General features: G+C 47.6%; 7 protein-coding genes. 4 read left to right on the top strand and 3 right to left on the bottom strand.

The window, feature by feature from the left end:
* Positions 1-213: 213 nt before the first annotated feature.
* Positions 214-831 carry a Type 1 glutamine amidotransferase-like domain-containing protein gene (locus tag Q0394_RS07260; protein WP_298946444.1) on the top strand — a complete coding sequence of 206 codons (618 nt, stop codon included), beginning with the start codon at positions 214-216 and terminating at the stop codon, positions 829-831.
* 205 nt (positions 832-1,036) lie between these two features.
* On the opposite strand, the gene Q0394_RS07255 is transcribed toward Q0394_RS07260, so the two are convergent.
* Complete coding sequence (locus Q0394_RS07255) at positions 1,037-1,942, bottom strand: AraC family transcriptional regulator (RefSeq protein WP_298946443.1); 906 nt, start codon at positions 1,940-1,942, stop codon at positions 1,037-1,039.
* A gap of 252 nt (positions 1,943-2,194) precedes the next feature.
* On the opposite strand from Q0394_RS07255, the gene Q0394_RS07250 reads away from it, so the two are divergent.
* Genes Q0394_RS07250 through Q0394_RS07240 form a run of 3 tightly spaced genes read left to right on the top strand, consistent with a single transcriptional unit; the run spans position 2,195 to position 3,685 of the window.
* Positions 2,195-2,317, top strand: coding sequence for a hypothetical protein (locus Q0394_RS07250; protein ID WP_298946442.1), 123 nt, complete (start codon positions 2,195-2,197; stop codon positions 2,315-2,317).
* A 39-nt stretch (positions 2,318-2,356) separates the two neighbouring features.
* Positions 2,357-3,214 (top strand): alpha/beta hydrolase, encoded by an 858-nt coding sequence (locus Q0394_RS07245; RefSeq protein ID WP_298946441.1) that lies wholly within the window; start codon positions 2,357-2,359, stop codon positions 3,212-3,214.
* Between the two features lie 54 nt (positions 3,215-3,268).
* Positions 3,269-3,685, top strand: a complete 417-nt coding sequence (locus tag Q0394_RS07240) for a cyclophilin-like fold protein (RefSeq protein WP_298946440.1) — start codon at positions 3,269-3,271, stop codon at positions 3,683-3,685.
* 221 nt (positions 3,686-3,906) lie between these two features.
* On the opposite strand, the gene Q0394_RS07235 is transcribed toward Q0394_RS07240, so the two are convergent.
* Together Q0394_RS07235 and Q0394_RS07230 are read right to left on the bottom strand one after the other, a co-directional pair.
* Positions 3,907-5,295, bottom strand: a complete 1,389-nt coding sequence (locus Q0394_RS07235; protein WP_298946438.1) for a CAP domain-containing protein — start codon at positions 5,293-5,295, stop codon at positions 3,907-3,909.
* Positions 5,296-5,311: 16 nt separating this feature from the next.
* Positions 5,312-5,907 (bottom strand): phosphoenolpyruvate carboxykinase (ATP) (locus Q0394_RS07230; protein WP_298946437.1); only part of this gene is annotated, 596 nt, incomplete at its 5' end.

Below are 5,907 nucleotides of genomic sequence, written 5' to 3'. Positions count from 1 at the left end.
GAGCGTGCGCCTTGCTGCCTGCGATATCCTCCTGCCAAAGCGCCCTATCAAAGCCGATCGAGGCGTTAAACTCCTCCAAAAGCGCCGAACTCGCCTCGCTAAAGCGCCCCTCCCACATTTTTTTCACGCTCGCTCCTTCGTTTAAATTTTCGGTGATTTTATAAAATTTAAGCTAAAATAGCGCAAAATTTCGGCCTTTTGAAAGGAAAAACGATGATAGAGATGTTTTTATGCTCCTATTTTGCGGGTGCGGCGACGCTTTTTGAGGACTATGCGAGACAAAATATCCGCGCTAAAGAGGTGCTTTTTATCCCGACTGCGGCAAACGTCGAGGAATACCGAGACTACGTGGACGAGGCGAAAGAGGCGTTTGTCAAAATGGGCTTTGAGGTTCAAATTTTGGATATTTCTAAGGCGAACGAGGCCGAAGCGAAGGCAAAGATCGGCGCAGCGCGGGTGCTTTACGTAAGCGGCGGCAACACCTTTTATCTTTTACGCGAGCTTAAAAAGAAAGGTCTAGCAACCCTCATCGCTAGTCGTGTCCAAAGCGGCGAGCTCGTGTATGTGGGCGAGTCGGCGGGCGCTATGATCGCAGCTCCCAGCGTGGAGTACGCAAGCGTGATGGACGAGGTGGGCGACTACGGGGCCGCGGTGCAAACGGGGTTTGATCTGGTTAAATTTTACCCGGTGCCGCACTACGGCGAGGAGCCGTTCGTGCAAAGCGCGGCTGAAATTTTAAAAGCTTACGGCAGTAAGCTAAATTTGGCGCCTATAAATAACGCCGAGGCGATCGCAGTACGCGGGGATAAATTTGAAATTTTAGGACGTTAAATTTAGACGCGTGCCATTCTAAGAGCACGCCTAAATTTAGAAAACGGCGCTTAAATTTTATGCGCTAAAGCCTGCGTAAAATTTAAAAACGGCGGAGCTTGAGGCGAGCCGAAAAATGCAGCTAGCGGTGCGAGCTAAATTTTACCGCCAAATTTAAATAGCCCTTTCCTCTGCCTTTTTCGTCAAATTTAGATCAAATTTAAACTTACGCCACGCCGGAGCGTAGAATTTCGCTGTGAATTTTAGGCGGCACGCCAAACATCCTTGCGTATTCGCGGCTAAACTGCGACGCGCTCTCGTATCCTACGTCAAAGGCGGCCTGCGCTACGCCGATATTTTTGGTCGCGAGCAGATTTTTTGCCTCTTCTAGGCGGATCTTTTTTTGAAATGCGATGGGACTTAGCGAGGTTACGATTTTGAAGTTATGATATAGCGAAGACTCGCTCATATCGCAAGCGCGCGCGACCTCTTTCATATTTAGCTTTTGCGTAAACTCGTTTTTTATCTTTGCGATGGCATGTAAAATTTTATTAGAAACACTTCCTTGCATCGCAAATTTATTTAAAAAATAGCCGCTTTTGTCGCTTGTTACAAGGGTATAAAGGATCTCTTTTTTAGCAAGATCTGAGAGAAATTTGATCTTTTCTTTTGGCTTTTCAAGCAACAGGATAAAGCGCAAAACAGGCTCTAGTATCTCCTCCGTAAGATCGCCGAAAAATACCCCCTTTTGGCTCTTTTGCATGTTATCTTCTTTTATCTCGACGTTTTTCAGCACTTCATAAATTTCATCCATGCTAAATTTAAGGGTAAGCGAGATATATGGCCTCTCTTTTGAGGCGTCGGTTAGGCTCACTCTTAGAGGCATATAGGTCGATGTGAGCAGATACCTTTGCTCGTTGTATCCGCTCATCTCATCGCCAAAGCCCACCGACTTTGCCCCCTGCAAGATAATGCACAAGGATGGATTGTAGATGACATTGATAAAATCATGCGTCTTTTCGCTGATGTAAAAATCAAGCGAGTCGATGTCGCTTTGAACAAGGCCGTTTACGCCGCATCTATCTAATAAAAACTCTTTTGTCTGCTCTTTTAGTAAATTTACATCAGCCATTTTCGCGCCTTTAAGCCAAATTTTGCAAGATTATACAATTTTTTAGAAAATTTGCAGGATTAGGCATGAAATTTAGAGGATCGTTCTAGCGTAAAATTTACAATACAGATATAATACACCCAACAAAACGATATGCGGGACAAGGAGAATCCAAAGCTAGCCAAAATATCAAAAATTTAAAGGATAAGAGATGAATCTTAAAAAATTTGCGGCGACGCTTGTAGCGTCAATTTTATTTTAGGAGGCAATGCAATGGCTAACACAAACGTGGCAAAATCACCGCTAGAAGCGGTATCGATGGTAAGCGAGTGGGACAAAGTTTTCGCTAAAAGCGATAAAGTAGATCACAAGAAAGTTAAATTTAAAAATCGCTAAGGCCTGGAGATCGTCGGCGATCTTTATACGCCTAAAAATTTGCATGGTAAAGCTGCTGCGATCGCAGTTAGCGGACCTTTTGGCGCAGTCAAAGAGCAATCGAGCGGTCTTTACGCCCAAACTTTAGCCGAGCGCGGCTTTATCACGCTTGCCTTTGATCCGAGCTACACCGGAGAGAGCGGCGGAGAGCCAAGAAATTTAGCAAGTCCGGAGATAAACACTGACGATTTTAGCGCTGCGGTGGATTTTCTAGGCACCCAGAGCAATATAGATCGAGATAAGATCGGCATTTTAGGCATATGTGGCTGGGGCGGTTTTGCTCTAAACGCAGCTCTTGCCGATCCTCGCATAAAGGCGGTTGCGACCAGCACGATGTATGATGTGACGCGAGTGATGGCAAAGGGCTACAACGATAGCGTGGGCGCCGATGAGAGATATGAAACTAAAAAGAAGCTAGCCGAGCAACGCTGGGTCGATGCTAAAAATGGCAAACCGACATATACGGGTGCGGTAACCGTTGATCCAAAAAAGATAGATGCAAGCACGCCGCAGTTTATCGCTGAGTATGCGAAGTATTACCGCACGGATCGCGGCTATCACAAACGCGCCGTCAACTCAAACTCTGGCGAGCACGGCTGGATCGTCACAAATCCTATATCATTTATAAATATGCCTATCCTTGCCTACGCAAGCGAGATGAGAACTCCGACTCTTATCGTAGCCTGCGAGAAAGCGCACTCTAGATACTTTAGCGAGGACGCTTACAAGTCGCTTGGCAGCGCAAACAAAGAGCTAGTTATCGTCCCTGGCGCCGTGCATACGGATCTATATGACAATAAAAACAATAAGATCCCATACGATAAATTTGAGGAATTTTTCAAAGCAAATTTGAAATAAACAAGCACCCCCTGCGCTTTGCAGGGGTAAATTCGAGAGATAAGGAAGGTAAAAATGAGAAAAATTTTAGCCGTCTTTATGCTTTTTGCGGAGTTAAATTTAGCAGCAGGAGAGAAAATGCAAAATTTAAAGATAGTCCTAAAGACTTCTAGCGGCGAAGCTACGGCGATCCTAGATGATACGGCGACAGCAAGAAGCTTTGCCGCACAGCCGCCGCTAACGCTAAATTTAGAGGACTACGGCGGACGCAAAAAGGTAGCTAAACTGCCAAAACGGCTTGACACAAGCGGATCTCCAATCGGTAGCGACGGCAAAAAGGGCGAGATCTCGTACTTTGCTCCGTGGAATAACTTTGTCATCTACTACGGCTACCAGCCTTACTACGAGGGCATCGTGCGCCTAGGCGTGATAGATGGCGATGTAGGCTTGGTCGCAAAAGACGGGGAGATCAAGATAGAGCCGGCAAAATAAATCCGCCGTAACCGCAAAACGGTAAATTTGAAATTTTAGGCCCCGCTACTTGCGCCAAACATTGCGCCCTAGATATCCGGCAAAATAAGACGCAACGGCTTATATAAACGCAAATCTTAGCATTTATGCGCTTCATGAAAATGGCTTTACGCCGTTTTGTCGCAAATGCGAAAATCGGCAATTTATAAATAGTTAAGCGCGGCGGATTTACTATAGCCGATTTACCGTCTCATCTTTCTGCCGATTAGCGCAAAAATCACGATCACGCCGGCGATCATCAGCCCCGCCTTGACGTAAAACGCCCTCCTCTCGCGCACGGCTTCTGGCGAGCTGGTTTTGAGCCGCACCTTGACGCTCATGTCGCCCGCGACGATGCTTAGCGTATCGCCAGCCATGCCTTTTAGTTTTATGCTTAGCGTGTTCGTACCGCTTTGCGCGACCGTAGGCGTCATAAAGCCCGAAGCCTTGTAGGAGTAGCGCGTCATGAGGTCGTTGCAGTCTTTGGGGCGGAAAAATATCTCGTAGGTCTTGTCCGCATCCACGCCTAGCACGTCGCCGTCGCGCGCGTCAAAATACGGATTTTGCGGAGTTTTGATTTTAAAGCTCCACTTTATCTGCTTTACCTGCGCGCCAGTGCTTTGGGCGTTTGCTTGCTCGTAGCTAAAAACCGCCTCGTACTGCGCGCCGAAGTCAAAAACCTCGCGCGAAAAAGCCGCGAACTGCTTGGACGAAAATTTGGAGTTTATATCGTTGGCACTCGTGATGACGTGCAAATTTTGAAGTTTTCGCCCGTCTTTAAATATCTCAAAATCCTTAAATTTAACCTCGCCTGCGTTTGCGTTAAACTCGACACTAACGGGATTTGCCGTGATCTTGCACTCAGGGAATGGGTCCGGAATCTCGCCGCTAAAATACGGTGTCACTGCAGTAGCGTCCGGAAATTTGACGAAAGGCTTGCTGGAGCCGGTGAAATTATCAAATTTAGCGTCTTTTATTTTTAGATTTTTATCGGCGCAGACGTTGGTATAAAACCGCTCTGCGCCAGTATCGCTAGCGCCTTTAGCGCAAAAGCCGTTTAACCGCGAGTTACCCATTTCAAAGACGAAGGCGTTAAATTTATCCTTGGACGCGAGCGCGTAGCCGACCTCATCGACGCTCAAATTTAAAAACGCAAACCGGTGATAGATCGCGGAAAACAGCCCATCCACCGCCTCTTTAAAGTCGCTTTTATAGGCGATATTTTCAAGCACTAGGGTTGATTTGTAGCCTACGGCTAGGGCTCTATCGGCTGGAGTCGCGCCGCTAAATTTGGCCCGTCCCGCCGCTTCGTCGTGCCCCATGTATTCGTTTTGGGCGCTATACTCGGCGTGATTTTTTGCAGCCTGGCTTAAAATTTGATTTGGTTTTAGACCGGAGAGTCCGGAGCCGCGGCGATACTCGTTTAGATACGCGACCGCGTCGGAGTCAGGAACAAAAGAAAACTCGGGCTGCTTGGCGGACTTTAGCGCGGAGTCTTTACCCTGCCCGCCAAAGATATCGCAACCCGCAAGAAAAAGGGCGCAGGCTAAAAGGCTAAATTTAAGCCCGCGTTTTACAGAGTAAATTTTCAACCAGCGCCCTTTAAATTTAAGCCTTAGGGCCGGCTTTTGCGTATTCCACGCCCTCTTTTACGTCCTCGTAGCGTTTAAAATTCGCCTCAAACATGCTTGCTAGTTTATCGCGAGTCGCGACGTATTCGTCCTTGTTTTCCCACGTATTGATCGGATTTAACAGCTTCGTCTCGACGCCTGCGAGCTCTTTTGGGATCGCGAGGTTAAATTTCTCGAAATTTTCAAATTCACACTTTTTGATACTGCTGTCTAGGATCGCGTTTATGCACGCGCGCGTAGCTTTGATACTCATTCGCTTGCCCACGCCGTACGCGCCGCCGCTCCAGCCTGTGTTTACCAGATAGACGCTGACGTTATGTTTATCGATCTTTTCGCCCAGCAGCTTAGCGTAAACGGTCGGGTGTAGCGGCATAAACGGCTCGCCAAAGCACGCGCTAAATGTCGCCACGGGCTCGGTGATACCGCGCTCGGTGCCTGCGACTTTGGCCGTATAGCCGCTTAGGAAATAATACATCGCCTGCTCTTTGGTTAGTTTTGCGACCGGAGGCAAAACGCCAAATGCGTCGGCTGTTAGGAAGATGATGTTTTTCGGATGGCCGCCTGCGGAGCTTG

Source organism: uncultured Campylobacter sp. (assembly GCF_938039205.1).
GTDB lineage: Bacteria > Campylobacterota > Campylobacteria > Campylobacterales > Campylobacteraceae > Campylobacter_A.
Note: the sequence above shows the minus strand (reverse complement) of the source record. Positions and strands in the feature narration are given on the sequence as shown.